The 26,012-nt window shown below is 65.0% G+C and carries 23 protein-coding genes; 12 read left to right on the plus strand and 11 right to left on the minus strand.

The features are described from left to right. Positions 1–73 precede the first annotated feature (73 nt). The 4 genes from ACQ4N9_RS18625 to pcaC are packed head-to-tail and all read left to right on the plus strand — an operon-like array spanning position 74 to position 3,932. On the plus strand, positions 74–1,363 hold the full coding sequence (locus ACQ4N9_RS18625) for an MFS family transporter (RefSeq protein WP_125857566.1): 1,290 nt from the start codon (positions 74–76) through the stop codon (positions 1,361–1,363). A 9-nt stretch (positions 1,364–1,372) separates the two neighbouring features. Continuing rightward, entirely contained in the window at positions 1,373–2,725 is a 1,353-nt protein-coding gene (locus tag ACQ4N9_RS18630; RefSeq protein ID WP_390967130.1) for a 3-carboxy-cis,cis-muconate cycloisomerase, read from the plus strand. A gap of 11 nt (positions 2,726–2,736) precedes the next feature. Beyond that, entirely contained in the window at positions 2,737–3,528 is a 792-nt protein-coding gene (gene pcaD / locus ACQ4N9_RS18635) for a 3-oxoadipate enol-lactonase (RefSeq protein WP_390967131.1), read from the plus strand. 11 nt (positions 3,529–3,539) lie between these two features. Then, positions 3,540–3,932 carry a 4-carboxymuconolactone decarboxylase gene (pcaC, locus tag ACQ4N9_RS18640; RefSeq protein ID WP_125462767.1) on the plus strand — a complete coding sequence of 131 codons (393 nt, stop codon included), beginning with the start codon at positions 3,540–3,542 and terminating at the stop codon, positions 3,930–3,932. A gap of 110 nt (positions 3,933–4,042) precedes the next feature. Here the strand turns inward: pcaC and ACQ4N9_RS18645 are convergent, their stop codons facing one another. Then, positions 4,043–4,567 carry a DUF962 domain-containing protein gene (locus tag ACQ4N9_RS18645; protein WP_125857569.1) on the minus strand — a complete coding sequence of 175 codons (525 nt, stop codon included), beginning with the start codon at positions 4,565–4,567 and terminating at the stop codon, positions 4,043–4,045. A gap of 91 nt (positions 4,568–4,658) precedes the next feature. Here ACQ4N9_RS18645 and ACQ4N9_RS18650 point away from each other — a divergent pair, with 91 nt between their 5' ends. Next, complete coding sequence (locus ACQ4N9_RS18650; RefSeq protein ID WP_390967132.1) at positions 4,659–5,345, plus strand: Crp/Fnr family transcriptional regulator; 687 nt, start codon at positions 4,659–4,661, stop codon at positions 5,343–5,345. On the opposite strand, the gene ACQ4N9_RS18655 is transcribed toward ACQ4N9_RS18650, so the two are convergent. The 5 genes from ACQ4N9_RS18655 to ttgA all read right to left on the minus strand — a co-directional run bounded on the left by ACQ4N9_RS18655 (position 5,245) and on the right by ttgA (position 13,769). Beyond that, entirely contained in the window at positions 5,245–6,228 is a 984-nt protein-coding gene (locus tag ACQ4N9_RS18655; RefSeq protein WP_390967133.1) for a LysR family transcriptional regulator, read from the minus strand. The two genes, ACQ4N9_RS18650 and ACQ4N9_RS18655, sit on opposite strands and share 101 nt — an antisense overlap. A 193-nt stretch (positions 6,229–6,421) precedes the next feature. Then, entirely contained in the window at positions 6,422–7,675 is a 1,254-nt protein-coding gene (locus ACQ4N9_RS18660) for an OprD family porin (protein WP_390967134.1), read from the minus strand. 341 nt (positions 7,676–8,016) lie between these two features. Next, positions 8,017–9,462, minus strand: a complete 1,446-nt coding sequence (locus ACQ4N9_RS18665; protein ID WP_390967135.1) for an AdeC/AdeK/OprM family multidrug efflux complex outer membrane factor — start codon at positions 9,460–9,462, stop codon at positions 8,017–8,019. Continuing rightward, a complete protein-coding gene (ttgB, locus tag ACQ4N9_RS18670; RefSeq protein ID WP_258645091.1) occupies positions 9,459–12,611 on the minus strand; it encodes a multidrug efflux RND transporter permease subunit TtgB in 3,153 nt (1,050 codons plus the stop codon). The genes ACQ4N9_RS18665 and ttgB overlap by 4 nt, the downstream gene beginning before the upstream one ends. 3 nt (positions 12,612–12,614) lie before the next feature. After that, a complete protein-coding gene (ttgA, locus tag ACQ4N9_RS18675; protein WP_125857575.1) occupies positions 12,615–13,769 on the minus strand; it encodes a toluene efflux RND transporter periplasmic adaptor subunit TtgA in 1,155 nt (384 codons plus the stop codon). Between the two features lie 256 nt (positions 13,770–14,025). Between ttgA and ACQ4N9_RS18680 the strand changes: the two genes are divergently transcribed. Continuing rightward, the gene (locus ACQ4N9_RS18680) at positions 14,026–14,658 is read left to right on the plus strand and encodes a TetR family transcriptional regulator (protein WP_258645094.1); all 633 of its coding nucleotides are present in this window, start codon (positions 14,026–14,028) and stop codon (positions 14,656–14,658) included. Positions 14,659–14,826: 168 nt separating this feature from the next. Here ACQ4N9_RS18680 and ACQ4N9_RS18685 read toward each other — a convergent pair whose 3' ends face one another. Continuing rightward, a complete protein-coding gene (locus ACQ4N9_RS18685; RefSeq protein ID WP_390967137.1) occupies positions 14,827–16,278 on the minus strand; it encodes an MDR family MFS transporter in 1,452 nt (483 codons plus the stop codon). A 357-nt stretch (positions 16,279–16,635) separates the two neighbouring features. Between ACQ4N9_RS18685 and ACQ4N9_RS18690 the strand changes: the two genes are divergently transcribed. Beyond that, positions 16,636–17,505, plus strand: a complete 870-nt coding sequence (locus ACQ4N9_RS18690; protein WP_390967138.1) for an isocitrate lyase/PEP mutase family protein — start codon at positions 16,636–16,638, stop codon at positions 17,503–17,505. A gap of 628 nt (positions 17,506–18,133) precedes the next feature. Here the strand turns inward: ACQ4N9_RS18690 and ACQ4N9_RS18695 are convergent. Continuing rightward, entirely contained in the window at positions 18,134–19,045 is a 912-nt protein-coding gene (locus ACQ4N9_RS18695; protein ID WP_390967139.1) for a LysR family transcriptional regulator, read from the minus strand. A gap of 104 nt (positions 19,046–19,149) precedes the next feature. On the opposite strand from ACQ4N9_RS18695, the gene ACQ4N9_RS18700 reads away from it, so the two are divergent. Further along, on the plus strand, positions 19,150–20,025 hold the full coding sequence (locus ACQ4N9_RS18700) for an MBL fold metallo-hydrolase (protein ID WP_390967140.1): 876 nt from the start codon (positions 19,150–19,152) through the stop codon (positions 20,023–20,025). Positions 20,026–20,053: 28 nt separating this feature from the next. Then, positions 20,054–20,668, plus strand: a complete 615-nt coding sequence (locus ACQ4N9_RS18705) for an NAD(P)-dependent oxidoreductase (RefSeq protein WP_390967141.1) — start codon at positions 20,054–20,056, stop codon at positions 20,666–20,668. A gap of 154 nt (positions 20,669–20,822) precedes the next feature. Here the strand turns inward: ACQ4N9_RS18705 and ACQ4N9_RS18710 are convergent, their stop codons facing one another. Further along, positions 20,823–21,698 (minus strand): LysR substrate-binding domain-containing protein, encoded by an 876-nt coding sequence (locus ACQ4N9_RS18710; protein WP_390967142.1) that lies wholly within the window; start codon positions 21,696–21,698, stop codon positions 20,823–20,825. 112 nt (positions 21,699–21,810) lie between these two features. Here ACQ4N9_RS18710 and ACQ4N9_RS18715 point away from each other — a divergent pair, with 112 nt between their 5' ends. Further along, the gene (locus ACQ4N9_RS18715; RefSeq protein ID WP_390967143.1) at positions 21,811–23,448 is read left to right on the plus strand and encodes a 5-guanidino-2-oxopentanoate decarboxylase; all 1,638 of its coding nucleotides are present in this window, start codon (positions 21,811–21,813) and stop codon (positions 23,446–23,448) included. A gap of 127 nt (positions 23,449–23,575) precedes the next feature. Here ACQ4N9_RS18715 and ACQ4N9_RS18720 read toward each other — a convergent pair whose 3' ends face one another. Beyond that, positions 23,576–24,496, minus strand: coding sequence for an AraC family transcriptional regulator (locus ACQ4N9_RS18720; protein WP_110993750.1), 921 nt, complete (start codon positions 24,494–24,496; stop codon positions 23,576–23,578). A gap of 198 nt (positions 24,497–24,694) precedes the next feature. On the opposite strand from ACQ4N9_RS18720, the gene ACQ4N9_RS18725 reads away from it, so the two are divergent. Together ACQ4N9_RS18725 and ACQ4N9_RS18730 are read left to right on the plus strand one after the other, a co-directional pair. Continuing rightward, complete coding sequence (locus ACQ4N9_RS18725) at positions 24,695–24,988, plus strand: antibiotic biosynthesis monooxygenase family protein (protein ID WP_110993751.1); 294 nt, start codon at positions 24,695–24,697, stop codon at positions 24,986–24,988. A 121-nt stretch (positions 24,989–25,109) separates the two neighbouring features. Then, positions 25,110–25,343 (plus strand): hypothetical protein, encoded by a 234-nt coding sequence (locus tag ACQ4N9_RS18730; protein WP_110993798.1) that lies wholly within the window; start codon positions 25,110–25,112, stop codon positions 25,341–25,343. Here ACQ4N9_RS18730 and ACQ4N9_RS18735 read toward each other — a convergent pair whose 3' ends face one another. After that, positions 25,344–25,949, minus strand: coding sequence for a flavin reductase family protein (locus ACQ4N9_RS18735; RefSeq protein WP_125462782.1), 606 nt, complete (start codon positions 25,947–25,949; stop codon positions 25,344–25,346). Between the last annotated feature and the right edge of the window lie 63 nt (positions 25,950–26,012).

Raw genomic sequence — 26,012 nt, forward strand, 5'->3', positions numbered from 1 at the left:
CGGCCAAAGGCGGAACGAGTGTGTAACCAGGTATGTCTAGAATTACCTGTGACCCTCCAGGAGTAAACGCACCATGACCTCAACCTATTACACCGGCGAAGAACGCAGCAAACGCATCTTCGCCATCGTCGGTGCCTCCTCGGGCAACCTGGTGGAATGGTTCGACTTCTATGTCTACGCCTTTTGCGCCATCTATTTTGCCCCGGCCTTCTTCCCCTCCGACGACCCCACGGTGCAGTTGCTCAACACGGCCGGGGTGTTCGCCGCGGGCTTCCTGATGCGGCCCATCGGCGGCTGGATCTTCGGCCGCTTGGCCGACCGTCACGGGCGCAAGAATTCGTTGATGACCTCGGTGCTGATGATGTGTTTCGGCTCCTTGATCATTGCCTGCCTGCCGACCTATGCCAGCATCGGAGCCTGGGCGCCGGCGCTGCTGCTGTTGGCGCGGCTGATCCAGGGCCTGTCGGTGGGCGGCGAGTACGGCACCACCGCCACCTACATGAGCGAAGTGGCCCTGCGCGGCCAGCGCGGCTTCTTTGCCTCGTTCCAGTACGTCACCCTGATCGGCGGCCAGTTGCTGGCGGTGCTGGTGGTGGTGATCCTGCAGCAGTTGCTGAGCGAGGAAGAACTGCGCGCCTACGGCTGGCGTATCCCGTTCGTGGTTGGTGCGGTTGCCGCGCTGATCTCGCTGGTGCTGCGCCGCTCCCTGGAAGAAACCAGCAGCGCCGAGACTCGCCAGGACAAGGACGCAGGCTCGGTCAGTGGCCTGCTGCGCAACCACGCCGCCGCCTTCATCACCGTGCTGGGCTATACCGCCGGCGGCTCGCTGATCTTCTACACCTTCACCACCTACATGCAGAAGTACCTGGTTAACACCGCCGGCATGAACGCCAAGAGCGCCAGTTTCGTGATGACCGGCGCGCTGTTCCTGTTCATGATCCTGCAGCCGGTGTTTGGCATGCTCTCCGACCGCATTGGCCGGCGTAACTCGATGCTGCTGTTCGGCGCTCTGGGCACGCTGTTCACCGTGCCGCTGCTGATGGCGTTGAAGACCGTGAGCAGCCCGTTCATGGCCTTCGTGCTGGTGACCCTGGCACTGTGCATCGTCAGTTTCTACACCTCGATCAGCGGCCTGGTGAAGGCCGAGATGTTCCCGCCGCAGGTGCGGGCGCTGGGGGTAGGGTTGGCCTATGCGATCGCCAACGCGGTGTTCGGCGGTTCGGCCGAGTACGTGGCCCTGGGCTTGAAGACCCTGGGCATGGAGAACACCTTCTACTGGTACGTGACCGCCATGATGGCGGTGGCCTTCCTGTTCAGCCTGCGCCTGCCCAAGCAGGCGCAGTACCTGCACGATGATCACTAAGGACGTTGCATGAGCAACCAACTGTTCGACGCCTACTTCACCGCCCCGGCCATGCGCGAGGTCTTTTCCGATCGGGGCCGGCTGCAGGGCATGCTCGATTTCGAGGCGGCCCTGGCCCGTGCCGAAGCCGCCGCCGGGCTGGTGCCACACGCCGTGGTGCCGGCGATCGAGGCCGCCTGCAAGGCCGAGCGCTACGACGTGCGGGCATTGGCCGATGCCATCGCCACTGCTGGTAACTCGGCGATCCCGCTGGTCAAGGCCTTGGGCAGGGTTATCGCCAGTGGCGTGCCCGAGGCCGAGCGCTATGTGCACCTGGGCGCCACCAGCCAGGACGCGATGGACACTGGCCTGGTGCTGCAACTGCGTGCGGCGCTGACGCTGATCGAAAGCGACCTCGGCAGCTTGGCCGACACCTTGGCCCGCCAGGCCCTGCAGCATGCCGACACGCCACTGGTGGGCCGCACCTGGTTGCAGCACGCCACGCCAGTGACCCTGGGGATGAAGCTGGCCGGTGTGCTCGGCGCCCTGACCCGTCATCGCCAGCGCTTGAAGGAGCTGCGCCCGCGCTTGCTGGTGCTGCAGTTCGGCGGTGCCTCCGGCAGCCTCGCGGCGCTGGGCAGCAAGGCCTTGCCAGTGGCCGAAGCCTTGGCCGAACAGCTGCAACTGACGTTGCCCGAGCAACCCTGGCACACCCAGCGCGACCGCCTGGTGGAATTTGCCTCGGTGCTGGGCCTGATCGCCGGCAGCCTGGGCAAGTTCGGCCGTGATGTCAGCCTGTTGATGCAGACCGAGGCGGGCGAGTTGTTCGAACCCTCAGCGCCGGGCAAGGGCGGCTCCTCGACCATGCCGCACAAGCGCAACCCGGTGGGGGCGGCGGTGCTGATCGGCGCCGCCACCCGTGTGCCGGGGCTGGTTTCGACGCTGTTCAGCGCCATGCCCCAGGAGCACGAACGCAGCCTGGGCCTGTGGCACGCCGAATGGGAAACCCTGCCGGAAATCTGCTGCCTGGTGTCCGGCGCCCTGCGCCAGGCCCAGGTGATCGCCGAGGGCATGGAAGTGGACGCCCCACGCATGCGCCGCAACCTCGACCTCACCCAGGGGCTGGTGCTGGCCGAAGCCGTCAGCATCGTCCTGGCCCAGCGCCTGGGCCGCGATCGCGCCCATCATCTGCTGGAGCACTGCTGCCAGCGCGCGGTGGCCGAGCAACGCCACCTGCGCGCCGTGCTCGGTGACGAACCCCAGGTCAGCGCCGAGTTGTCCGCCGACGAACTCGACCGCCTGCTCGACCCTGCCCATTACCTCGGCCAGGCCCGTGTCTGGGTGGCGCGTGCCGTGGCCGAACATCAACGTTTCATTGCCTGAAGGAGACCGCTGTGGCGCACGTGCAACTGGCCGATGGCGTACTGCATTACCAACTCGACGGCCCGGCGCATGCCCCGGTGCTGGTGTTGTCCAACTCGCTGGGTACCGACCTTGGCATGTGGGACACGCAGGTCCCGGCATGGAGCGAACACTTTCGCGTGCTGCGTTACGACACCCGTGGCCACGGTGCCTCGGTGGTCAGCGAAGGGCCCTACAGCATCGAACAGCTGGGTAACGATGTGCTGGCGCTGCTCGACGCCCTGGATATCCCCAAGGCCCACTTCGTCGGCCTGTCCATGGGCGGCCTGATCGGCCAGTGGCTGGGTATCAACGCAGGCGCCCGCCTGCTCAGCCTGACCCTGTGCAACACGGCGGCGAAAATCGCCAATGACGAGGTGTGGAACACCCGCATCGACACCGTGCTCAAGGGCGGCCAGCAGGCCATGCGTGACCTGCGTGATGCGTCCATTGCGCGCTGGTTCACCCCGGCGTTCGCCGCGGCCGAGCCGGCCATTGCCCAACGCATAACCGAGATGCTGGCGCACACCTCGCCTGCCGGTTACGCCGGCAACTGCGCCGCTGTGCGGGATGCCGATTTCCGTGACCAGCTCCAGCACATCCAGGTGCCGACCCTGGTCGTCGCCGGTAGCGCCGATGTGGTCACCACGCCGGAGCATGGCCGGTTCATGCAGGCTGGCATCCCGGGTGCCGATTACGCCGAGTTCCCGGCGGCGCACCTGTCCAACGTCGAGGTCGGTGCGCCGTTCAGTGACCGCGTGCTCGATTTTTTGCTGGCTCGCTGAGGACATACGCCATGGATGAGAAACAACGCTACGACGCCGGCATGCAGGTGCGCCGCGCGGTGCTGGGCGATGCCCATGTCGACCGCAGCCTGGAGAAGCTCAACGACTTCAACGGCGAGTTCCAGGAAATGATCACCCGCCATGCCTGGGGTGATATCTGGACCCGCCCGGGGCTGCCACGGCATACCCGCAGCCTGATCACCATCGCCATGCTGATCGGCATGAACCGCAACGAAGAGCTCAAACTGCACCTGCGCGCGGCGGCCAACAATGGCGTGACGCGCGAAGAGATCAAGGAAGTGATCATGCAGAGTGCGATCTACTGCGGCATCCCGGCGGCCAATGCCACCTTCCACCTGGCGGAGTCGGTGTGGGATGAGTTGGGGGTCGAGTCGCGGCAGTGAGGTGAATCGGTGTCGCCGTCATCGCCGGCAAGCCGGCTCCCACGGGGGCCGGCATCTGCTGCACCTGTGGGAGCTGGCTTGCCAGCGATGAAGCCCACGTAATGCCATCGTCAGACTGCGGCTTTCTTCTGGCGGATGGCCACGGGCCCGGCATTGGCCTCCACGGCTTTCTTCAGATCGCCACACAATCCGGCCATGAACGCCAGCTCCGCCACCACGAACAACGGCCCGATGATCAGCCCGCTGACATCATCGACAAACGCCGGCTTGCGCCCTTCGTAAGCATGCCCGACAAACTGGATGATCCAGCCCACCACAAACGCCCCCAGCCCGGCGCTCAGCCACAGCCCGGTGGCCTGCACGGCCAAGGCCTGGCCGGCCCACAGGCACAGCCCCAGCAACAGCCCCATCACCAGGCCGAAACGCAGGTCCAGGCGCAGGTAGAACCACACCGACCAGGTGGCCAGCAGCAATGCCGGTGACAGCCACAGACCTGCCACGTCCCAGCCGGGCCGCGACAGCAGGATGCTCACCGCCAGCACGATCAACGGAATACCGACGAAGTGGGTGGTGATATTGCGCGGGTCGCGATGATAGGCGGCGTATTGACTCAGGTGTTCGACGAGGTTTTTCATTGTTGTTCCTCCATCAGGGGTAGGCGCAGCTTGCCCCGTCCATTCGTTGTCGTCTGTCGCCTGGCCGACAGAGTCCGCTTTGCGAGGTGCCATGCACGATCTGCGTCCCCAGTTGCTGCACGGGCAATGGTTCCGGCAGTTGCCCACCAAGGTTCAGGATAGCCTGCTGGCCCTGGCCCGAACCCGCGAGCTGGCGCCAGGGCAATGCCTGTTCCAGCGTGGCGATGCGCCGTGCGGGCTGTATGCGGTGCTCGACGGGGCGATGCGGGTGGGGGCGGTGAGCAGCGAGGGCAAGGAGGCGCTGTTGACCTTGGTCGAAGCGCCGTACTGGTTCGGCGAGATCAGCCTGTTCGATGGCCAGCCACGCACCCATGACGCCTTCGCGGAAGGGGCTACACGATTACTGTGGCTGCCCCAGGCGCCTTTGCTCGAGTGGTTGGCGCGTGAACCGCAGCACTGGCGCGAGTTGGCGCTGCTGATGAGCCACAAGCTGCGCTGGGTATTCGTCGCCCTGGAGCAGCAGAGCCTGCTGGCCGCAGCGCCGCGGGTCGCCCACCGCCTGCTGCAGATCGCCGAGGGTTATGGCGAGCGCGATATCGCCCAGTGGCGCCTGCAACTGTCCCAGGAGCAGCTGGCGCTGATGCTGTCGCTGTCGCGCCAGACCATCAACCAGATTCTCAGGAACCTCGAACAGTCCGGCGTGGTACGCCTGGGCTACGGCGAGGTGGAGATTGTCGATGCGCCGCGGCTGCGGGCAATGGCTCAGCATCCAGGCTGACCAGGGTCTCGATCATCGCCCGTGCCGCCGGCGACAGGCGATAGCCGCTGCGGCTGACCACCCCGCAACGCACGCTCAGCACCTCCAGCCCCGGCGGCAGGTTGCGCCAGTGCAGGCGCACCAGGGTGCCGGCGGCCAGGTCTTCGGCCACCGCTTCTTCGCTGGCGCTGCCGACCGCGTCGCTGGCCAGCACCACGCTGCGCAGCACCGCCAGGTGCTCGGTTTGCAGGTGCGGGGTGAAGTCGTTGCGCCCGCTGAGGTTGGCCAGGCGCTTGCGTACCCCGGGGGCGAGCAGGGCGCAGGCCAAGGGGTAGGCGAACAGGTCGTTGGTCGACAGGCTGTCCTTGGCCAGCAGCGGGTGCCCGGGGCGGCAGAAGAACAGGCCGGGGCGTGGGTTGAGCGGTTCGGTGTGAAAGTTCGGGTCGGCCTCGAACGGGCGGATGTCATCGACGAAGAACTCGATCTGCTCGCGGCGCAGGGCCTGGCCCAGGCGCTCGGCGTTGTCCACCAGCAGTTGCGTGCGGATGCCGGGGTGGCGCTCGATGAACTGCTGCAAGGCCTCGGGCACCAGGCGCACCGCCAGGGCCGGGCCACTACCGAAGTGCAGTTCGCCGGCGTCGAGCTTGGTCATCTGCGACACCTCGTTGTTCAACTGGGCGGCGCCTTGCACCAGGCGGCGGGCGTGTTGCAGCACCACTTGGCCTTCGGGGGTGGGGGGCAGGGCTTTGTTGCCACGGTCGACCAGGGTGCAGCCGAGGGTCTGCTCGAGGTTCTGGATGGCCCGGCTGAATGCCGGTTGGGTGATGCCCATGGCTTCGGCGGCGCGGACGAAACTGCGGTACTCGGTGAGGGCGATGAAATAGCGCAGTTGGCGGAGGTCCATGCTCGGGCTCTGGTGCGGGGATCAGGGCTCGGTTTTAGCTTTTGTTACATATAGCGTCAAAGAATGTTATTTGATTTATATATGCATTTTTGTTCTTTGTTGTCATTGCCGACCTCTTCGCGGGTAAACCCGCTCCCACAGGTTTCTCACCAATCCTGTGGGAGCGGGTTTACCCGCGAAGAGGCCGGACCTGCTAGAGCAGGTTCAGCGGATAGCTCACGATCAACCGGTTTTCATCGAATGCGTTGGTGCTGTAGTCCCTGCGCATGGTGGAGTTGCGCCACTTCAGCGACAGATCCTTGAACGCACCGGACTGCACTACATAAGCCAGCTCGGTCTCCCGCGCCCATTCCTTGCCGTCGTTCACTGCGCTGGTGTGCACGTTGTCGCCCTTGATATAGCGGTTCATCAAGGTCAGCCCAGGAACACCGACGCTGACGAAATTGAAGTCGTGACGCACCTGCCAGGAGCGTTCCTTGGCGTTGTCGAAGCTTGAGTTGTAGCTGTCGTTGGCCAGGGTGCCGCCGCTGGTGCCGTTGACTCGCATCCAGGCGTCGTCGCCGCTGACCTTTTGCAGGCCAACGTAGAAGGTATGCCCCTTGTAGCGTGCCGAGAGCAGGGCCGAAGCGGTGCGGTTGTCCAGCTCGCCGGCGCGTTCGCTGCCATCTTCCTTGCCGATGAAGTAACCGAGGTTGGCGCCCAGGGTCCAGTCGCCCAATGGCTGGCTGTGCACCAGGTTGAGGTACTGCTGGCGGTAGATGTCTTTGAGTTGCGCATCCCACAGCCCAATCATCGTGCGCTTGTCGTTGAAGGTGTATTCACCGCCAGCGAAGTTGAAGCGGTCGGAGGTAGCGGCGGCGCGGCCCTGCATGAACATGTCTTCCATGCTTGCGTCGTTGCGCGGGCTGTTGCCACGGAACTGGCCGCCATACAAGGTGAGGCCATCGATTTCCTTGGAGGTGAGCTGGCCGCCACGGAAGGTCTGCGGCAGCGAGCGGCCGTCGTCGGAACGCAGGATCGGCAGCACTGGCATCCATTCGCCGACCTTCAGTTCGGTCTGCGACAGGCGCGCCTTGAACGCCACGCCCAGGCGGCCGAAGTCATCGGCCGGGCGGCCATCGTCGTGCACCGGCAGCAGTTGGGTGCCGGCGGTGCCTTTGCCGCCGTCGAGCTTCTGCGAATACAGGCCCAGCACATCCAGGCCGAAACCGACGGTGCCCTGGGTGAAGCCGGAGCGGGCGTCGAGGATGAAGCTCTGGGTCCATTCCTCGGCCTTGCCCTGGGGGTTGGCCGGGTCGACGAAGTTGCGGTTGATGTAGAAGTTGCGCAGGTTGAGGCTGGCCTTGGCGTCCTCGAAAAAGCCGCTTTCGGCGGCCAGGGCGGGCAGGGCGCAGGACATGGCCAACAGGCCGGGCAGCAGCTGGCGTGCGGGGTGCAAAGTGCTCATCTGTCGTGGATCTCTTGTTTTTATTGGGCGAGCCGGGGCGCTGCGGGTGCGGGCCGCAGGGGACGGGCGTCTTTGTGAGAACTTGTGCAACGTTGCGTGGGCGATGGTGCGTGGGAGGGTGGGGGCGAGGCAATTCGCCGCAAGCGGAATGGGGCGATTATCGAACGTAATGTTCGGGCATCAGGCCGCATCGCCGGCAAGCCGGCTCCCACCCCGATCGCACCAAACTCAAGCCGTGCGCTGCTCCTGTGGGAGCCGGCTTGCCGGCGAAAGGCCGGTAGAAACTCCCGGCAAACAAAAAGCCCACCGCGAGGGTGGGCTTGATGCTGTTGCCGGTGTGATCAGCCTTTTGGCGACTGTACCGACGCTTGCTGGTTGGTCTGCTCGTACCAGCCGCCACCGAGGGCCTTGTACAGGTTGACCTCGCTGACCAGCTGCGACAGGCGATCGCCGATCAGCGACTGCTGGGCGCTGAACAGGTTGCGCTGGGCATCGAGGAAGGTCAGGTTGCTGTCGATGCCGATGCGGTAACGGCGCTCGGCCAGGCGGTAGTAATCCTGGTTGGCGGCCACCAGGTCACGCTGCGCCTGCAACTGCTCTTCGAACGTCTTGCGTGCGGCCAGGCCATCGGCGACTTCCTGGAAGGCGGTCTGGATGGTCTTTTCGTACTTGGCGACGTTGATGTCCTTCTGGATCTTCGAGTAGTCCAGGCTCGCCTTCAGGCTGCCGGCGTTGAAGATCGGCAGGTTGATCTGCGGCTGGAACAGCCAGGTGCCAGAGCCACCCTTGAACAGGCCGCCCATGTCCGGGCTCAGGGTCCCGGCGTTGGCGGTCAGGCTGATGCTCGGGAAGAACGCAGCGCGGGCGGCGCCGATGTTGGCGTTGGCGGCCTTGAGCAGGTGCTCGGCTTCCTGGATGTCCGGGCGCCGTTGCAGCAGGTCGGACGGCAGGCCCGCTGGCACTTCGGCCAGCTGGTCGGCGTTGAGCTCCAGCGGCTTGGGCAGGCTGGCCGGCACGCCGGTACCCACCAGCACGGTCAGGCTGTTGAGGTCCTGGGCGACCAGGCGCTGGTACTGCGCGTACTTGACCCGGGCGCCTTCCACGGCGGTGCGTGCCTGGCTGACGTCGAGCGCCGACGCCACACCCACCTCGTTGCTGCGGCGAGTGAGGTTGTAGCTCTCTTCGTAGGTTTTCAGGGTTTCCTGGGTCAGCTTGAGCAGCGCCTGGTCGGCCTGCCAGGTGTAATAGGCGTTGGCCACGCTGGCCACCAGGCTGATCTGCGTGGAGCGGCGCGCCTGTTCGCTGGACAGGTAGGTTTCCAGGGCCTGCTGGCTCAGGCTGCGTACGCGGCCGAAAAGGTCCAGCTCGTAGGCACTGACGCCGATCGTTGCCGAGTACTGGCTGGTGATGTCTGCCTCACCGGTTTGCGACACGTTCCCCGGTACCCGCTGACGGCTGCCGCTGCCATTGGCAGAAACAGCCGGGTACAGGTCGGCACGGGCGATGCGGTACTGGGCGCGGTAGGCATCGATGTTCAATGCTGCCACGCGCAGGTCGCGGTTGTTTTCCAGCGAGCTCTGGATCAGCTGCTGCAGCGCCGGGTCGTGGAAGAACTGGCGCCAGCCCTGTTCGGCAGCGGCGACGTTGGCGGTTTCGGTCGGCGAGTACGCAGGGCCTTGCGGCCACTGCGCGGCGACTGGCGCTTCCGGCGTCTGGTAGTCAGGGATCAGCGAGCAGCCGCCGAGAATGAAGGCGGTAACCGCCAGGGACAGCAAAGACTTGGTCATTGCCCAGCCTCATAACGTGGAGTTTCAGGGGTGGCGTCGGCTTTCGGCTCTTTACTGCCGAACAGCGACGACACTGCTACGAAGAACAGCGGTACCCAGAAGATGGCCAGCACGGTCGCACTGATCATGCCGCCGATCACCCCGGTGCCGATGGCATGCTGGCTGCCGGCGCCCGCGCCACTGGCGATGGTCAACGGTACCACGCCGAGGATGAACGCCAGGGAGGTCATGATGATAGGGCGCAGACGCATGCGGCACGCCTCGATGGCGGCGTCGTACAGGCTGCGGCCCTGCTCGTGCAGTTCCTTGGCGAATTCGACGATCAGGATCGCGTTCTTGGCCGCCAGGCCGATGGTGGTCAACAGGCCGACCAGGAAGTACACGTCGTTGGACAGCCCGCGCATGCTGGTGGCGATCAGCGCACCGATGATGCCCAGGGGTACTACCAGGACCACGGCGATCGGGATCGACCAGCTTTCGTACAACGCTGCCAGGCAGAGGAACACGAACAGGACCGAGAGGGCGAACAGCGCCGGCATTTGCGAGCCGGAGAGTTTTTCCTCGTAGGACATGCCGGTCCAGGAGTAGCCGATACCGGCTGGCAGTTCGCCGGCGATGCGCTCGACTTCGGCCATGGCTTCACCGGTGGAGTAGCCTGGGGCCGGGGCACCGAGGATCTCGACCGCTTCAACACCGTTGTAGCGCGACAGTTTCGGCGAGCCGTAGGCCCATTCGCCCTTGGCGAACGAGGAGAACGGCACCATCTCGCCGGCGCCATTGCGCACGTACCATTTCTGCAGGTCTTCCGGGCTCATCCGCGCGTTGGGCGCGCCCTGGATGTAGACCTTCTTGACCCGGCCACGGTCGATGAAGTCGTTGACGTAGTTGCCGCCGAGGGCGATCGACAGGGTGCTGTTGATGTCGGCGATGGTCACGCCCAGGGCGCTGGCGCGTTCGTCATCGATGGTCAGCTGGTACTGCGGTTCGTCGTTCAGGCCGTTCGGGCGCACAGCGCTGAGGATCTTGCTCTGCGCGGCCTTGGCCAGGAACTGGTTGCGCGCTTCCATCAGCTTGGCGTGGCCGACGCCGGCGCGGTCCTGCAGGAACACGTCGAAGCCGGTGGCGTTACCCAGCTCCAGCACTGCAGGCGGGGCGAAGGCGAACACCATCGCGTCACGGAAGCTGAAGAAGTGCTGCTGGGCGCGTTGCGACAGCTTGAACACGCTGTTCTCGGCCGAACGTTCGCCCCACGGCTTGAGCATGATGAACGCCATGCCCGAGCTCTGGCCGCGGCCGGCGAAGTTGAAGCCGTTCACGGTGAACACCGAAGCCACGGTGTCGGCTTCTTCCTTGAGCAGGTATTCGCGCATCTGGTCGACCACCACCTGGGTGCGCTCGGCACTGGAGCCGGCCGGGGTCTGCACCTGGGCGAACAGCACGCCCTGGTCTTCCTCGGGCAGGAACGCGGTGGGGATGCGGGCGAACAGCCAGATCATGCCGACCACGATCAGCGCATAGGCCAGCAGGAACGGCACCTTGTTGCGCAGGATGGCACCGACGCTGCGCTCGTAGCCGACCACGCTGCGGTCGAAGTTGCGGTTGAACCAGCCGAAGAAACCGCGCTTGGCCACATGGTGCTCGCCCTTCTTCAGCGGCTTGAGCATGGTGGCGCACAAGGCCGGGGTGAAGATCAGCGCGACCAGTACCGACAGGCCCATGGCCGAGACGATGGTGATCGAGAACTGACGGTAGATCACACCGGTGGAGCCGCCGAAGAAGGCCATGGGCAGCAGTACCGCCGACAGCACCAGGGCAATACCCACCAGCGCGCCCTGGATCTGCTCCATCGAGCGCTTGGTCGCCTCCTTGGGCGGCAAGCCCTCCTCGGACATGACCCGTTCGACGTTCTCCACCACGACGATGGCATCGTCCACCAGCAAGCCGATGGCCAGCACCATGGCGAACATGGTCAGGGTGTTGATGCTGAAACCGGCCGCCGCCAGGATGCCGAAGGTACCCAGCAACACCACGGGTACGGTCATGGTGGTAATGATGGTGGCGCGGAAGTTCTGCAGGAACAGGTACATCACCAGGAACACCAGGACCACGGCCTCGATCAGGGTGTGGATAACTCCGCTGATCGATTCGGTGACCACCGGGGTGGTGTCATACGGGAACACCGCTTTCACGCCAGGCGGGAAGAAGGGTTCCAGGTCGCTGATGGTCTTGCGCAGTGCCTTGGCGGTATCCAGGGCGTTGGCGCCGGTGGCCAGCTTCACGGCAAGGCCCGAGGCGGGCTTGCCGTTGAACTGGGCGCTGACGGCGTAGTTCTCGCCGCCCAGACCGACTTGTGCGACGTCTCTCAGGCGTACCTGGGAGCCGTCGCTGTTGACCTTGAGCAGGATCTTTTCGAACTGCTCGGCGGTCTGCAGGCGGGTCTTGCCGATGATGGTGGCGTTGAGCTGGGTGCCCGGCAGGGCCGGCAGGCCGCCGAGCTGGCCGGACGACACCTGCACGTTCTGCGCGGCAACCGCGGTGCGCACGTCGACCGGGGTCAGCTGGAACTTGTTGAGCTTGGCCGGATCGAGCCAGATACGCATGGCGTACTGTGCACCGAACACCTGGAAGTCACCCACGCCTGCGGTCCGCGAGATCGGGTCCTGCATGTTGGAGACGATGTAGTTGGCCAGGTCGTCCTTGGTCATGCCGCCGTCTTCGGACACCAGGCCGATCACCAGCAGGAAGTTCTTCACAGCCTTGGTGACGCGGATACCTTGCTGCTGCACTTCCTGCGGCAGCAGCGGGGTGGCCAGGTTGAGCTTGTTCTGCACCTGCACCTGCGCGGTGTCGGCGTTGGTGCCCTGCTCGAAGGTGGCAGTAATGGTCATGCTGCCGTCGGAGTTACTTTCCGACGACACATAACGCAGGTTGTCGATACCGTTGAGCTGCTGCTCGATCACCTGCACCACGGTGTCCTGCACCGTCTGCGCCGAGGCGCCCGGGTAGGTCACGGCGATGGCGATGGCCGGCGGCGCGATGCTCGGGTACTGGTTGATCGGCAGCTTCAGGATCGACAAGGCGCCGACCAGCATGATCACCAGGGCGATCACCCAGGCGAAGATCGGGCGATCGATAAAGAACTTCGACATGGTTTACTCCGCTTTGGCGTCTGCTTTCGCCGCGTTGGCCTGATCGGGGCCGGCCGGCTTCTTGACGTTGGTGGCTTCGCTGACCTTGACCTCGACGCCTGGGCGTACGTATTGCAGGCCTTCGGTAATCAGGCGGTCACCCGGGTTCAGGCCTTCCTCGATCAACCAGTCGCTGCCCAGGGTACGGCTGGCCTTGAGCTGGCGCAGTTCGACCTTGTTTTCCTGGTTGACCACCAGTGCGGTCGGCGCGCCCTTGAGGTCGCGGGTCACGCCCTGTTGCGGGACCAGGATGGCGTTGGCATTGACCCCGGCCTTGAGGCGGGCGTGCACGAACATGCCCGGCAGCAGGGTGTGGTCGGGGTTGGGGAAGATCGCGCGCAGGGTCACGGAACCGGTGGTTTCGTCGACCGCGACCTCCGAGAACTCCAGGCGGCCCTGCTGCTTGAACAGGCTGCCGTCTTCGAGCACCAGCTGCACTTGCGCGGCGTTGTCACCGGCCTTCTGCAACTGGCCGCTTTCCAGGTCACGGCGCAGCTTGAGCAGCTCGGCGGTGGACTGGGTGACGTCGACGTATACCGGGTCGAGTTGCTGGATGGTGGCCATGGCGTTGGTCTGGCCATTGCTCACCAGCGCGCCTTCGGTGACCGAGGAACGGCCGACGCGACCGCTGATCGGTGCCAGTACCTTGGTGTAGCGCAGGTCGATCTGGGCGCTTTTGAGTGCTGCCTCGGCCTGCAATCGTTTGGCATTGGCGTCGTCGTATTCCTGCTTGGAGACGGCCTGCTCGTCGATCAGTTGCTTGTAGCGTTCGGCCAGCGAGCGGGTAGCCTGCAGGTTGGCCTGGGCGTTGGCCAGGTTGGCCTCGTAGACGGCGGGGTCGATCTGGTAGAGCTGCTGCCCTTCCTTGACGTCGCTGCCTTCCTTGAACAGGCGCTTGAGGATGATGCCATTGACCTGCGGGCGGACTTCGGCGATGCGGTAGGCCGTGGTGCGCCCCGGCAGTTCCGAGGTCAGGGTGAAGGACTGGGGTTGAACGGTGACGACGCCGACCAGAGGAGCCTGCGGCGCAGGCGCGGCTTCTTCTTTCTTACAGCCACTGAGCAGGGTTGCCAGGGCCACGGCGGAAACCAGGGCGGTTACGGCTGGCTTGAATTGCATGAGGATCCTCGGGTCGCTGGAGCAAGGGAGCTCAAGAATAGTGGAAGTGTCTTGTCAGAAAAACGCTATCCGGTGGATTAATAGCTTGCTACCGAATATACTTACATTCATGCTTGTTTGTAAATACCGCCGGTGGATTGCATACCCCTCCACCGCGTACCGCTCAATTACCCCGGGAACGGCCCCTGAAGAGGCGACCCCGGCCTGATTCCCGCCCGCCAGAAGTGCGTGCGGGGCCTGAAGAGGTTGTGTTGCCATGGTCCGTCGAACCAAAGAAGAAGCCCAGGAAACCCGCGCCCAGATCATCGAGGCGGCGGAAAAGGCCTTCTACAAGCGCGGGGTTGCGCGAACCACACTGGCCGATATCGCTGAGCTCGCGGGGGTGACCCGTGGCGCGATCTACTGGCATTTCAGCAACAAGGCCGACCTGGTCCAGGCGCTGCTCGACTGCCTGCACGAAACCCACGACCACCTGGCCCGGGCCAGTGAGAGCGAGGATGAACTCGACCCGCTGGGTTGCATGCGCAAATTGTTACTGCAAGTGTTCAACCAGCTGGTGCTGGATGCCCGAACCCGGCGTATCAATGAAATCCTGCACCACAAGTGCGAGTTCACCGATGACATGTGTGAGATTCGCCAGCAACGCCAGAGCGCAGTACTCGACTGCCATGTAGGCATCGCCCTGACCCTGACCAATGCCGTGCGGCGTGGGCAATTGCCTGCCGACCTCGATTGCGACCGTGCTGCGGTGGCGATGTTTGCCTACGTTGATGGCCTGATCGGGCGCTGGTTGCTGCTGCCGGACAGTTTCGACCTGCTGCGCGATGCCGAAAAGTGGGTGGACACCGGGCTGGATATGCTGCGCTTGAGCCCAAGCCTGCGCAAATGACACTTTGTGAAGGATTGTGAGGGAGTCTTTTTCCCATGGATTAAAGGGAGATTAACAGTGGGGCCGCGTTGCGGCCCTATCGCTGGTAAGCCAGCTCCCACAGGGGCGGTGCAATCCTTGTGGGAGCTGGCTTGCCAGCGAAAGGGGCGCAAAGCGCCCCCGGCGATCTCAGCGCCCGCGCAACTGCCGATCCGGCAACGCCAGCGCCGCCAGCAACCCAAGCAGCGAAGCCCCTGCACTGGCCAGCAACAGATTCCTGAACGTTTCCAGCAACCGCGCCTGGGTCTCAGGGTCCGCTTCACCTGCCTTGAGGCTACTCAGCAGGGGATTGCCCAGCAGCTCGAAACCACCCTGTTGCAAAAACGCCAGCAGCAGGCTGGACATGCACGCCACCCCCATCGCCCCACCCAGCGAGCGGAACAGGTTGGTGGTGCTGGTGGCCACGCCGATGTCCTTCGCCTCCACTGCACTCTGGGTACCCACCAGCGAAGTGGGGAACTGCAACCCGCAGGCGATCCCGGTCAGCAGCATGAACAGCGCGCTGAGCCAACCCGATTGCGGTGGTGTCAGGGCCATGGCGGCGATGGCAACCGGCATCAGCAGCGCGCCGGTCAGGATCTGTGGCTTGAAACGCCCGGTGCGGCTGGTCATGCGCCCACCGGTGAACGCGCCGATAGGCAGCCCCATGGCCAGCGGCAGCAGGTGCAGTGCGGCGCTGTCGGCGCCGGCCCCGGTGATGCCCTGGTAACGCAGGGGCATGAGCATGGTCAGCGATATCGACTGGAAGCTGGCGAAGAAGATCACGCACCAGCACAGCACCGCGACCCGGTTGCCGAACAGGCTCATCGGCAGCAGTGGCTCCCGGCAACGTCGCTCGTGGGTGACGAACACCAGCAGCCCGAGCAGCGCGCAGCCCAGCAGCAACAGTACCGGCGTCGACTGCCAGGCATGCCCCTGGCCGACCAGGGTGATGCCCAGCAGCAAGCTGCCCAGGCCAATGATCATCAACACCGCGCCCAGGTAGTCCACCTGCACCTCGCGGCGTTTCACCGACAACCCGTCGAGGGCACGGTGGATCGCCCACAGCGCCACCAGCCCCAGCGGCAGGTTGATCCAGAACACCCAGCGCCACGACAGGTACTCGGTCAGCCAGCCGCCCAGCACCGGCCCGGCGACACTGGCCAGGGCGTACATGCTGCTGAAATAGCCTTGGTAGCGGCCGCGTTCACGCGGTGGCACGAAGTCGCCGATGATCGCCTGGCTTACCGATACCATGCCGCCTGCGCCGATGCCCTGCAGCACCCGCGCCAGCACCAGCTGCGGCATGTCCTGGGCCAGGCCGCAGGCGACCGAGGCGAGGGTGAACAGCGCGGTGCCGGTGAGGATCATGCGCCGCCGGCCATACAGGTCGCCGAGCTTGCCGTAGATCGGCACGGCGATGGTCATGGCCACCATGTAGCCGGAGATGACCCAGGCCAGCAGGCCGACATCGTTGAACTGGGCGGAAATCGCCGGCAGCGACACGGCGACGATGGTCTGGTCGAGGGCACCGAGGAAGATCGCCAGCATCAGGGCGGTCAGTACGCTGCGCAGAACGGTAGGGGGCAGGGCGGCGGTCACGGTGGCTACCTGGTTGTGATCAGCTCATTCGGAGTGGCCTGATTATAACCTGAGTTGAGTAGCTTCCTATGTACTCTGTGCATCCCCTATGCAAGATCGGCATTGGCGCATTCATCCAGTGCTGCATGGCTGCGTGATATCGTGCAAAGGCTGCAGAGGCTGAAATCCGGGGCTTGCACCAGCATGGTGCAGCGTTTTGCCACAGGGTTTCGCGTTGCTGTATTTCCACACCTTTTATTCCTCTGCCTGCATGACGAGCATGACCGCACCGATGGCGACGGTTGGATCAGTCAGGTAGACCCGATACAGGGGTCGGTTGTCAGCCGTTCAACATTTCTTATTACAAGCGGAGTGATCATGCCCAAGGCTTCCCACCACGATCTGCGTTTTGCCTTCCGCGAACTGCTCGCTTCAGGTTCGTGCTATCACACCGCCTCGGTCTTCGACCCCATGTCTGCGCGCATCGCCGCCGACCTTGGCTTTGAAGTCGGCATTCTCGGCGGCTCGGTTGCCTCGTTGCAGGTACTGGCCGCGCCGGACTTTGCCCTGATCACCCTCAGCGAGTTCGTCGAGCAAGCCACCCGTATTGGCCGCGTTGCCCAACTGCCGGTACTCGCCGATGCCGACCATGGCTACGGCAATGCCCTCAACGTCATGCGCACGGTGATCGAACTGGAGCGTGCCGGGGTTGCCGCCCTGACCATCGAGGATACCTTGCTGCCGGCTCAGTTCGGCCGCAAGTCCACTGACCTGATCCCGGTGGAAGAGGGCGTCGGCAAGATCCGCGCTGCCCTGGAGGCCCGAGTCGATTCGGCCATGGCGATCATCGCCCGGACCAACGCCGGGGTGCTGAGCACCGAAGAAATCATCGTGCGCACCCAGAGCTACCAGAAGGCCGGTGCCGATGGCATCTGCATGGTGGGGGTCAAGGACTTCGAGCAGCTGGAGCAGATCGCCGAGCACCTGAGCGTGCCGCTGATGCTGGTCACCTACGGCAACCCGAACCTGCGTGACGACGAGCGCTTGGCGCGCCTGGGCGTGCGCATCGTGGTCGACGGTCACGCCGCCTACTTCGCCGCGATCAAGGCCACCTACGACTGCCTGCGCCTGCAGCGTGGCCAGCAGCACAAGTCGGACAGCCTCAACGCCACCGAGCTCTCGCACACCTACACCCAGCCGGAGGACTACATCCGTTGGGCCAAGGAATACATGAGCGTCGAGGAGTGACCGGCGCGCGGCGCCGTCGCTTTATCTGACGGCACTTAAAGTTGCGGTGTGGGGCACGCAGTGTTCCTGCGCGCAACTGGCTGCGGTGTTGGGTTGGCTGCGTAGCAGCTCGACCCGCCAACAGGCCGAACCGTAGAGCCCCACGACGGCGGCCAAGGCAAAGACCAGCGCGCAACGCCTGGACTTGATACTCATGGTGCTTACCTCCTGTTGTTGTAACAGGTGATAACGGTAAGCATAGGCCCGGCTTGGATATCTGCACTGGCATCATTGCCGGTGGGACCGCGTGCTGGCGGGGTGAACCGTTCACGATTTGCAGCGCCTATGAGATCGAGCGCCGCCCGCGCGGCGCTTCGCGGGTAAACCCGCTCCCACAGTTTGTTTCGGGCCAGTCTCTCCTGTGCCATTGCCTGGTCCGCCTTGTTTGCTCGGCACAATTTCAGCGTGGGCGCCTAGGCTGCCTCACAGGGCTCAAGACATACACCAAAGCGGGCAGCGGTACTTTCACAGGACTCATTGGCCCAAAACAAACTGTGGGAGCGGGTTTACCCGCGAAGCGCCGCGCGGGCGGCGCTCGATCTGATAGGCGCTGCAAGGCTATCGCCCTACACCTGGCACCCACCCACCCCTAAAGCCCCAACCCCCGATCCCACTCCGGCTCATCCCCAAACCGCTCCACCAGAAAATCCAGCATGCTGCGCAAGGTCGCCGGCATGTGCTTGCGCGACGTGTACACCGCGTTCAGGTTCAGCTCCCGTGGCCGTGCCTCGGGCAACAGGCGCACCAGTTCGCCGCTGCGCAGCGCACTGGCCGCCTGGTAGGTGGGCAGCATGGCGATACCGGCGCTGGCCAGCGCGGCCTTCTGCAGGGTCATGGCCTCGTTGGCGCTGATATTGCCCTGTACCGGCACGGCGACACTCTGCCCGCCCACCTCGAAATGCCACAGGCTATGGCCGAAATAGGCATGGGTCAGGCAGTTGTGCTCGCTCAGTTCCTCCACCCGCGCGGGTGTTCCGTGTTCGCGCAGGTACGCGGGGCTGGCGCAGACCACCGAGCGGCACACGCTCAGGCGCCGGGCGATCAGGTTGGGGTCGACGTCGTTGCTGGTGCGGATCGCCAGGTCGATGCGTTCGTCCACCAGGTTGACGGTGCGATCGAGCATCTGCAGCTCCACCTTCACCCCGGGGTAGCGCTTGACGTAGGCCGCCAGCGCATCCACCAGTTGAGCCTGGCCGAACGAGGTGCTGACGCTGATGCGCAGCTCGCCGCGGGGGGCATCATCGGGCTGGCGCACGGCGTGTTGCAGGTCGCCGGCCAGTTCCAGCAGTTGCCGGCAGCGCGGCAATGTCTCCTGCCCGGCGGCGGTCAGGCTGAGCTTGCGCGTGGTGCGCTGCATCAGCCGGGCGCCGACCCAGTCCTCCAGCTCCGCCAGGTAGCGCGACACCACTGGCCGGGAAAGCTCCAGGTGATCCGCCGCTGCAGACTGGCTGCCCAGGTCGACGACGGTGACGAAGACGCGCATGGCGTTGAGACGGTCCATGATTTGCCCGATTTCAGAAATGAACTATGTCGCAGCATCGCATTTTTTGTATTGAATCGGGCAACTAAGCTGTGTTCCATCGACTCACTCATCAGGAAGCACCCATGTCACTGTTCACGCCCCTGCGCGGCCTGCTGCTGGCCTGCGTCACCCTCGCTGGCCAGGCCATGGCTGGCGAACCGCTCAAGCTCGATGTCTACAACCCTGGCCACGACGCCATCTTCCCGGTCAGCTCGGTGATCGTCAGTGGTGAACACGACGCGATCCTGGTCGATGCGCAATTCGGCAAGGGCCAGGCCGAACAGGTGGTCGAGCGCCTGCGCAAGAGCGGCAAGCAGCTGACCACCATCTATATCAGCCACGGTGACCCGGACTACTACTTCGGCCTGGACACGCTCACCCAGGCGTTCCCCAAGGCCCGAGTGGTCGCGTCGGCCGCCACCGTTGCCCATATCCGCAACACCATGGATGCCAAGCTCGCCTATTGGGGCCCGCAAATGGGCGCCGACAAACCGGCCAAGCTGGTCGTGCCACAAGTGCTCGACGGCAATCAGCTGAAGCTTGAAGGCCAGGCGCTGGAAGTCGTCGGCCTGGATGGCCCGCAGCCGGACCGCAGCTTTGTCTGGATCCCGTCGATCAAGGCCGTGGTGGGTGGTGTGGTGGTGTCCGAGCACATCCATGTGTGGATGGCCGACACCCAGACCGCGCAATCCCACGCCGACTGGCTGGGTACCCTGGCCAGGATTGAGCAACTGGCGCCGCGCACCGTGGTCCCCGGGCACTACCTGGGCGACAGCAGCCGTTCGCTGGAGGCCGTGCGCTTCACCGCCAACTACATTCGTGACTTCGATACCGAAACCGCCAAGGCCGGCAACGCCGACGCACTGATCGCGGCAATGAAAAAGCGCTACCCGAACCTGGCCGACGAAAGCTCCCTGGAACTAGGGGCCAAGGTCGCCAAGGGCGAGATGAAGTGGTAATCCCATTCAACCTGTTGGAGTGTTTCCCATGAGCAAGATCGCAATCATCGGCGCCACCGGGCGTGCCGGCAGCCAACTGCTGGAAGAGGCCCTGCGCCGTGGCCACAGCGTGGTCGCCATCGCCCGTGATCCATCGAAGCTGCAAGGCCGGGAAGGCGTGACCGTCAAGGCGCTGGACGCCAAGGACAGCGCCGCCCTGCAGGCGGCGGTCAGCGGCTGCGACGCCGTGCTGAGCGCCGCGCATTTCTCCACCCTTGAACCCCAGGCCGTCATCGAGCCGGTCAAGCGTGCCGGCGTGAAGCGCCTGCTGGTGGTGGGCGGTGCCGGCAGCCTGCTGCTGCCGTCCGGGCAGCGGGTGATCGACAGCCCGGACTTCCCCGAGGCCTACAAGGCTGAGGCCAATGGCGGCGTGCGATTCCTCGATGCGCTGCGCCAGGAGCCGGCGCTGGACTGGACCTTCCTGTCGCCGTCGGCGGAGTTCGTTGAGGGGGAGCGCAGCGGGCACTACAAACTGGGCAAGGATCACCTGTTGATCGGTGCCGAGGGCAAGAGCTGGATCACCTTCGCCGACTATGCGATCGCGATGATCGATGAGCTGGAGAAGCCGGCGCACTCGAAGACGCGGTTCACCGTCGGTTACTGAGTCGCCTGTATTGGCCCTATCGCCGGCAAGCCGGCTCCCACAGGTACAGTGCCGGCCTTGAGAGACACACGATCCATGTGGGAGCTGGCTTGCCAGCGATGAGGCCAGAGCAAGCAACACAAGGCTCAGCGGGGCGCAACGCGCCCCCGGCGTTCTAGTGCCGGGCACGCCCCTGCAGCCACTCCATCAATTCGACCAACCCCGCCGCCATGGTCTTCGACGGGCTCACCAGGTAATACCCTTTCCCGGTCGTCACCTTCAGCCCGAACGGCATGCACAACCGCCCGCTGCGCAGGTCATCGCCGATCAGCGCCCAATCGCCGATGGCGATCCCCGTGCCCTGGGAAGCCATGGCCATCGCCATGTCCAGCGTCTCGAAATGCTGCTTCGGCCCTTGCGGCTCGAACCCGGCTCCCGCCGCCTGCAACCACAGCCGCCAGTCATGTTCATCCCGCGAGGGGTGCAGCAGCATGTGCCGCGACAGGTCCTGCAACTGCTGCAGCGGCAATGGCCCGTTCAGCAGCGAGGGCGCACAGACCGGCGTGAGTTGCTCATCGAACAGTTTGCGCACCTGCAGCCCATGGTTCGGCACAGCGCCATACACCACGGCCGCATCGAAGCCTTCATGGCGGAAGTCCACCCCGTGCTGCACCGTGGTGGTCAGCTCCACCGGCACGTCCGGGCGCAAGGCCTGCCACTCCATCAGGCGTGGCAACAGCCAGCGCATCACGCAGGTTGGCGCCTTGAGCTGCAACGTGCTGCTGCGCCCGCCGACCTCGCGCACGCCTTGCTCGACCAGGGCGAAGATCTGTTGCACCCGCGGCAGCCAGTCCTGCCCTTCGCGGGTCAGTGCCAGGCCACGCGCCTGGCGCTGGAACAACGGGTAGCCCAGGTGCTCCTCGAGCCCGGCGATCTGTCGGCTGACCGCGCCCTGGGTGATATGCAGCTGCTGCGCGGCGCGGGTGAAATTGCAGTGCTGGGCGGTAACCAGGAAGGTATGCAGGGCGGGCAGGGGCGGTAGGCGTTTCATCGTGGTAAGCCATGATGTGAAGTCATGGCTAGTATGTGTTTTTTTGCATTGTGGCGGTAGCCGCGGATTGGTTCCATGAACACCGATTTCAACAAGATTCGGGTATTCGATCATGGCAACCTGCGGCGAAGTGTTGGTCAAACTCCTCGAAGACTATGGCGTTGACCATGTCTTCGGTATTCCCGGTGTGCATACCGTTGAGCTGTACCGTGGCCTGGCGGCGTCGTCCATCCGCCACATCACCCCGCGCCACGAGCAAGGCGCCGGGTTCATGGCCGACGGCTACTCGCGCACACGCGGCAAACCGGGGGTGTGCTTCATCATCACCGGCCCAGGCATGACCAATATCACCACCGCCATGGGCCAGGCCTATGCCGACTCGATTCCGATGCTGGTGATCTCCAGCGTGCAGTCGCGCAGCCAGCTCGGCGGCGGGCGCGGCAAGTTGCATGAGCTGCCCAACCAGTCCGCCCTGGTCGCGGGCGTGGCAGCCTTCTCGCAAACGCTGATGAGCGCCGATGACCTGCCCCAGGTGTTGGCCCGGGCCTTTGCCGTGTTCGATGGCGCGCGGCCACGCCCGGTGCATATCGAGATTCCGCTGGACGTGCTGGTCGAGCCTGCCGACCACCTGTTGGCGGCGCGCCCGATCCGTACCAGCCGCGCGGGCGCTGCGCCGCAGGCGGTACGGCAGATGGCCGAGCGCCTGGCCAAGGCGCGTCGGCCACTGATTCTCGCCGGGGGCGGTGCGTTGGCGGCTGGCGCCGCGCTGGCCCGTCTGGCCGAGCACTTGCAGGCGCCAGTGGCGCTGACCATCAATGCCAAGGGGCTGCTGCCGGCGAACCACCCATTGCAGATCGGTTCGACCCAGACGCTGCCGGCTACCCGCGCACTGGTCGCCGAGGCCGATGTGGTGCTGGCCATCGGCACCGAGCTGGCCGAGACCGATTACGACGTGACGTTCAAGGGCGGCTTCGAGATCCCCGGCAGCCTGCTGCGCATCGATATCGACCCGGACCAGACAGTGCGTAACTACCTGCCCGAGCTGGCGCTGGTGGCCGATGCCGAGCAGGCCGCCGAGGCGCTGCTCGCAGCCCTGCAAGCGCAGCCGCAGCCACCCCGCGACAGCGAGTGGGGCGCCGCGCGTGCCGCGCGTCTGCGCCAGGACAATGCGGCGACCTGGGACCCGGTGACCCTGAGCCAGACGCGCCTGCTGACCGGCATCCTGGAAACCTTGCCCAATGCCATCCTGGTCGGCGATTCGACCCAGCCGGTGTATACCGGCAACCTGACCCTGGACATGGCTCAGCCACGCCGCTGGTTCAATGCGTCGACTGGCTACGGCACGCTCGGCTATGCCTTGCCTGCCGCCATGGGCGCCTGGCTGGGCAGCGCCGAAGTGCCCGCCCGGCGAGCACCGGCGGTGTGCCTGATCGGTGACGGCGGCCTGCAGTTCACCCTGCCGGAACTGGCCAGCGCGGTGGAAGCACAGGTGCCGCTGATCGTGCTGCTGTGGAACAACCAGGGGTATGAGGAAATCAAGAAATACATGGTCAACCGGGATATCGAGCCCGTGGGCGTGGATATCCACACCCCTGACTTCGTCGGTGTGGCGCGGGCGTTGGGGGCCGAGGCCGAGAACGTGGGTGATGTCGCGCAGCTGCAGGCGGCGCTGGGTCGGGCGGTGGAGCGCCGCGGGCCGACGTTGATCCAGGTGGATCAGGGGCAGTGGCAGCAGGTGGTGCAAGGCTAGCGATTGCTGCGGGGGCTGCGCCCCCGATTCGCTGGCAAGCCAGCTCCCACACCGACCGCATCAGCCTCAGCATGCTGCGGTTCGCCGTCGCGACTTGCCGGCGATGGGACCGCCCAGCGGTCCCGCTTCATCCGGCGCTGGCACGCAACCGCGCCACATCTCTGATTGGCGGCGCGCCATACAGCCTGCTGTATTCACGGCTGAACTGCGACGGGCTCTCATACCCCACCCGATACCCCGCCACCGCCGCCTCCAGCCCGTCATTGAGCATCAGCCGCCGCGCCTCTTGCAGGCGCAACTGCTTCTGGTACTGCAACGGGCTCATCGAAGTCACCGCCTTGAAGCGGTGATGCAGGGTCGAGGTGCTGAGGTTCACTTCGCGCGCCAGGTCTTCGATGCGCAGCGGTTGCTGGTAATGCTGGTTGAGCCAGCTGATCGCCTGGCACACCCGGTGGGTCTGGCTGTTGGACAGGGCGATCTCGTACAGGCGGTGGCCCTGCGGCCCGCGCAGCAGGCGGTAGAGAATCTCGCGGCGGATCAGCGGCGCGAGGATCGGGATATCGCGCGGCGTATCCAGCAGGCGGATCAGGCGCAGCAGGGCATCCAGCAGCTGCGGGTCGCTTTTTTCGACGAACAGGCCGCGGCCGGAAGGCAGGTTGGGGACCACCATCGGGCTGCTTTCGGCGATCAGCTGGCTGATCTGCGCCGGGTCGATGTCCAGCCGCAGGCCCAGGGCCGGGTGTTCCGGGCTGGCCTTGAGCAGCGCGCCGCTGATCGGCAGGGTCACCGACACCACCATGTAGTTCAGTGGGTCGTAGGCATAGTGCTCATCGCCCAGGATCAGGGTCTTGCTGCCCTGGGCCAGAACGCACAGGGCCGGCTGGGCCAGGGCGGGCATGCCGCGAATATCCTCGCGGTAGCAGGTGAGGTAGAGGTCATCGATGGGCGAGGCCGGGCCATAGGGTTCACCGGCATGGCGCAGGATCAGCCCGGCCAGCTCCTGGCGCTGCTGTTCCAGGGAGGGTTCGAGGGGCGGGGGAGTGGTCATGACGGGTTTCCTCTGCTGACCGACGCAGCATAGGTTTGGGCAATGCCGGGCGCTAGTCGGATGCTGCAGATCGATTGCCTGATCCTGCAGCGCTGCAGGATCAGGCAATCGGCCGGCAGTAATGGCCTAACGTCGCGCGAGGGGCGACCCCTAACCTTGGCAGCCTGTTTCTCGCCCCTGGCTTCAAGGAGATCGTTCATGACCCTTCAGCAACCGGTCACCCATTTGGCGTTCATCCGCGCCAGTAACGGTCGTTCCGCGGAACTCGGCGTACGCCTGCGCGACTTGCTCGAGCCTACGCGGCGCGCGCCAGGTTGCCTGGCGTTCAGTGTGCAACGCTCGCAAGTCGATGCCGACCTGTGGCTGCTCAGCGGCAGTTGGTGCGACCAGCAGGCGATGAGTGGCTATTTCGCTTCGCCAACGCTGAACGTGTTTGGTGAGCTGGTGCAGGCGCAAGTGGTCAGCAGCCTGGACCTGCATACCTTTGCCTGATCTTGCGGCCCTGTCGCCGGCTAGGCCGCATGTGGGAGCCGGCTTGCCGGCGATGGGGCCGGAACAGGCAACCCTGTCAGGTGTACAATGCCGCCCCTCGATCACACAGGCGCAGAGCAGCATGGCACGTAAAGAATTCCCTCACTTCGAAGCGGTTTCGGCGATGGTCCCGGTGGAAGGCGGCGGCTACAACGCGGCGATTGCCGTGAAGGCCCTGAACATGGGCGGTGCGCCGCGCTTCCACAAGGTCCTCGAGGGCCAGGTGTTCACCTCCGCCATCGCCGCCGACGCGGCTGCCTGCGCCGAACTCGAACGCCTGCAGGGCGTGGGTGAGGAAGGCGAGCTGATCTTCTGATCAGACCTGCGGGCGGCTCATCTTGAACAGCTCGCCCAATGCGAAGTAATCCGCCGGGCCGCCGCCACGCAGGATCGGTTCGGCGGCAGCGGTGTCGTAGATGCCATCCTTGAGCAGGTGTTCGGCAATGTGCACGGCCACCACTTCGCCAAGGATCAGCCAGCTGGGCACCATTTCCTGGTCGGCCCGCTTGAGCTGGACGATCTGGCTCACCTTGCATTCGAAACTCACCGGGCTCTCGCCCACCCGTGGCACCTTGACCACCTTCGAGGCTGCTGGCGTAAGGCCGCTGAGGACGAACTCGTCGACCTCCGCCGCCACGGCGGCGCAGCTCTGGTTCATTTGTTCGGCCAATGGCCGGGTGGCCAGGTTCCAGACGAACTCGCCGGTCTGCTCGATGTTGTTCAGGCTGTCTTTGCGCCCGACGCTGCAGAAACCGATGATCGGCGGGATGTAGTTGAAGGCGTTGAAGAAACTGTAGGGCGCCAGGTTCAGGCGGCCTTCGCGGTCGTGGCTGGAGATCCAGCCGATGGGCCGGGGGCCGACGATGGCGTTGAACGGGTCGTGGGGCAGGCCGTGGCCTTTGGCGGGTTCGTAGTAGTACATCTGCGCTAGGCCGCGAGGCCCTTCCAGGTTGGGAACGAGGCGCCTAGTGTGCCAAGGCTTTGC

Source organism: Pseudomonas sp. ES1, assembly GCF_050586605.1.
Classification (GTDB): Bacteria; Pseudomonadota; Gammaproteobacteria; order Pseudomonadales; family Pseudomonadaceae; genus Aquipseudomonas; species Aquipseudomonas sichuanensis.

Excerpts from the sequence above, each read along its gene's own strand:
- ACQ4N9_RS18680 (WP_258645094.1), top strand. The coding sequence starts at position 14,026 with ATGGTCCGTCGAACCAAAGAAGAAGCCCAGGAAACCCGCGCCCAGATC.
- ACQ4N9_RS18695 (WP_390967139.1), bottom strand. The coding sequence starts at position 19,045 with ATGGACCGTCTCAACGCCATGCGCGTCTTCGTCACCGTCGTCGACCTG.
- ACQ4N9_RS18705 (WP_390967141.1), top strand. The coding sequence starts at position 20,054 with ATGAGCAAGATCGCAATCATCGGCGCCACCGGGCGTGCCGGCAGCCAA.
- ACQ4N9_RS18700 (WP_390967140.1), top strand. The coding sequence starts at position 19,150 with ATGTCACTGTTCACGCCCCTGCGCGGCCTGCTGCTGGCCTGCGTCACC.
- ACQ4N9_RS18735 (WP_125462782.1), bottom strand. The coding sequence starts at position 25,949 with ATGTACTACTACGAACCCGCCAAAGGCCACGGCCTGCCCCACGACCCG.
- ACQ4N9_RS18645 (WP_125857569.1), bottom strand. The coding sequence starts at position 4,567 with ATGAAAAACCTCGTCGAACACCTGAGTCAATACGCCGCCTATCATCGC.
- ttgB (WP_258645091.1), bottom strand. The coding sequence starts at position 12,611 with ATGTCGAAGTTCTTTATCGATCGCCCGATCTTCGCCTGGGTGATCGCC.
- ACQ4N9_RS18725 (WP_110993751.1), top strand. The coding sequence starts at position 24,695 with ATGACCCTTCAGCAACCGGTCACCCATTTGGCGTTCATCCGCGCCAGT.
- ttgA (WP_125857575.1), bottom strand. The coding sequence starts at position 13,769 with ATGCAATTCAAGCCAGCCGTAACCGCCCTGGTTTCCGCCGTGGCCCTG.
- ACQ4N9_RS18665 (WP_390967135.1), bottom strand. The coding sequence starts at position 9,462 with ATGACCAAGTCTTTGCTGTCCCTGGCGGTTACCGCCTTCATTCTCGGC.
- pcaC (WP_125462767.1), top strand. The coding sequence starts at position 3,540 with ATGGATGAGAAACAACGCTACGACGCCGGCATGCAGGTGCGCCGCGCG.
- ACQ4N9_RS18690 (WP_390967138.1), top strand. The coding sequence starts at position 16,636 with ATGCCCAAGGCTTCCCACCACGATCTGCGTTTTGCCTTCCGCGAACTG.
- ACQ4N9_RS18625 (WP_125857566.1), top strand. The coding sequence starts at position 74 with ATGACCTCAACCTATTACACCGGCGAAGAACGCAGCAAACGCATCTTC.
- ACQ4N9_RS18630 (WP_390967130.1), top strand. The coding sequence starts at position 1,373 with ATGAGCAACCAACTGTTCGACGCCTACTTCACCGCCCCGGCCATGCGC.
- ACQ4N9_RS18650 (WP_390967132.1), top strand. The coding sequence starts at position 4,659 with ATGCACGATCTGCGTCCCCAGTTGCTGCACGGGCAATGGTTCCGGCAG.
- ACQ4N9_RS18655 (WP_390967133.1), bottom strand. The coding sequence starts at position 6,228 with ATGGACCTCCGCCAACTGCGCTATTTCATCGCCCTCACCGAGTACCGC.
- ACQ4N9_RS18710 (WP_390967142.1), bottom strand. The coding sequence starts at position 21,698 with ATGAAACGCCTACCGCCCCTGCCCGCCCTGCATACCTTCCTGGTTACC.
- ACQ4N9_RS18730 (WP_110993798.1), top strand. The coding sequence starts at position 25,110 with ATGGCACGTAAAGAATTCCCTCACTTCGAAGCGGTTTCGGCGATGGTC.
- ACQ4N9_RS18715 (WP_390967143.1), top strand. The coding sequence starts at position 21,811 with ATGGCAACCTGCGGCGAAGTGTTGGTCAAACTCCTCGAAGACTATGGC.
- ACQ4N9_RS18720 (WP_110993750.1), bottom strand. The coding sequence starts at position 24,496 with ATGACCACTCCCCCGCCCCTCGAACCCTCCCTGGAACAGCAGCGCCAG.
- ACQ4N9_RS18660 (WP_390967134.1), bottom strand. The coding sequence starts at position 7,675 with ATGAGCACTTTGCACCCCGCACGCCAGCTGCTGCCCGGCCTGTTGGCC.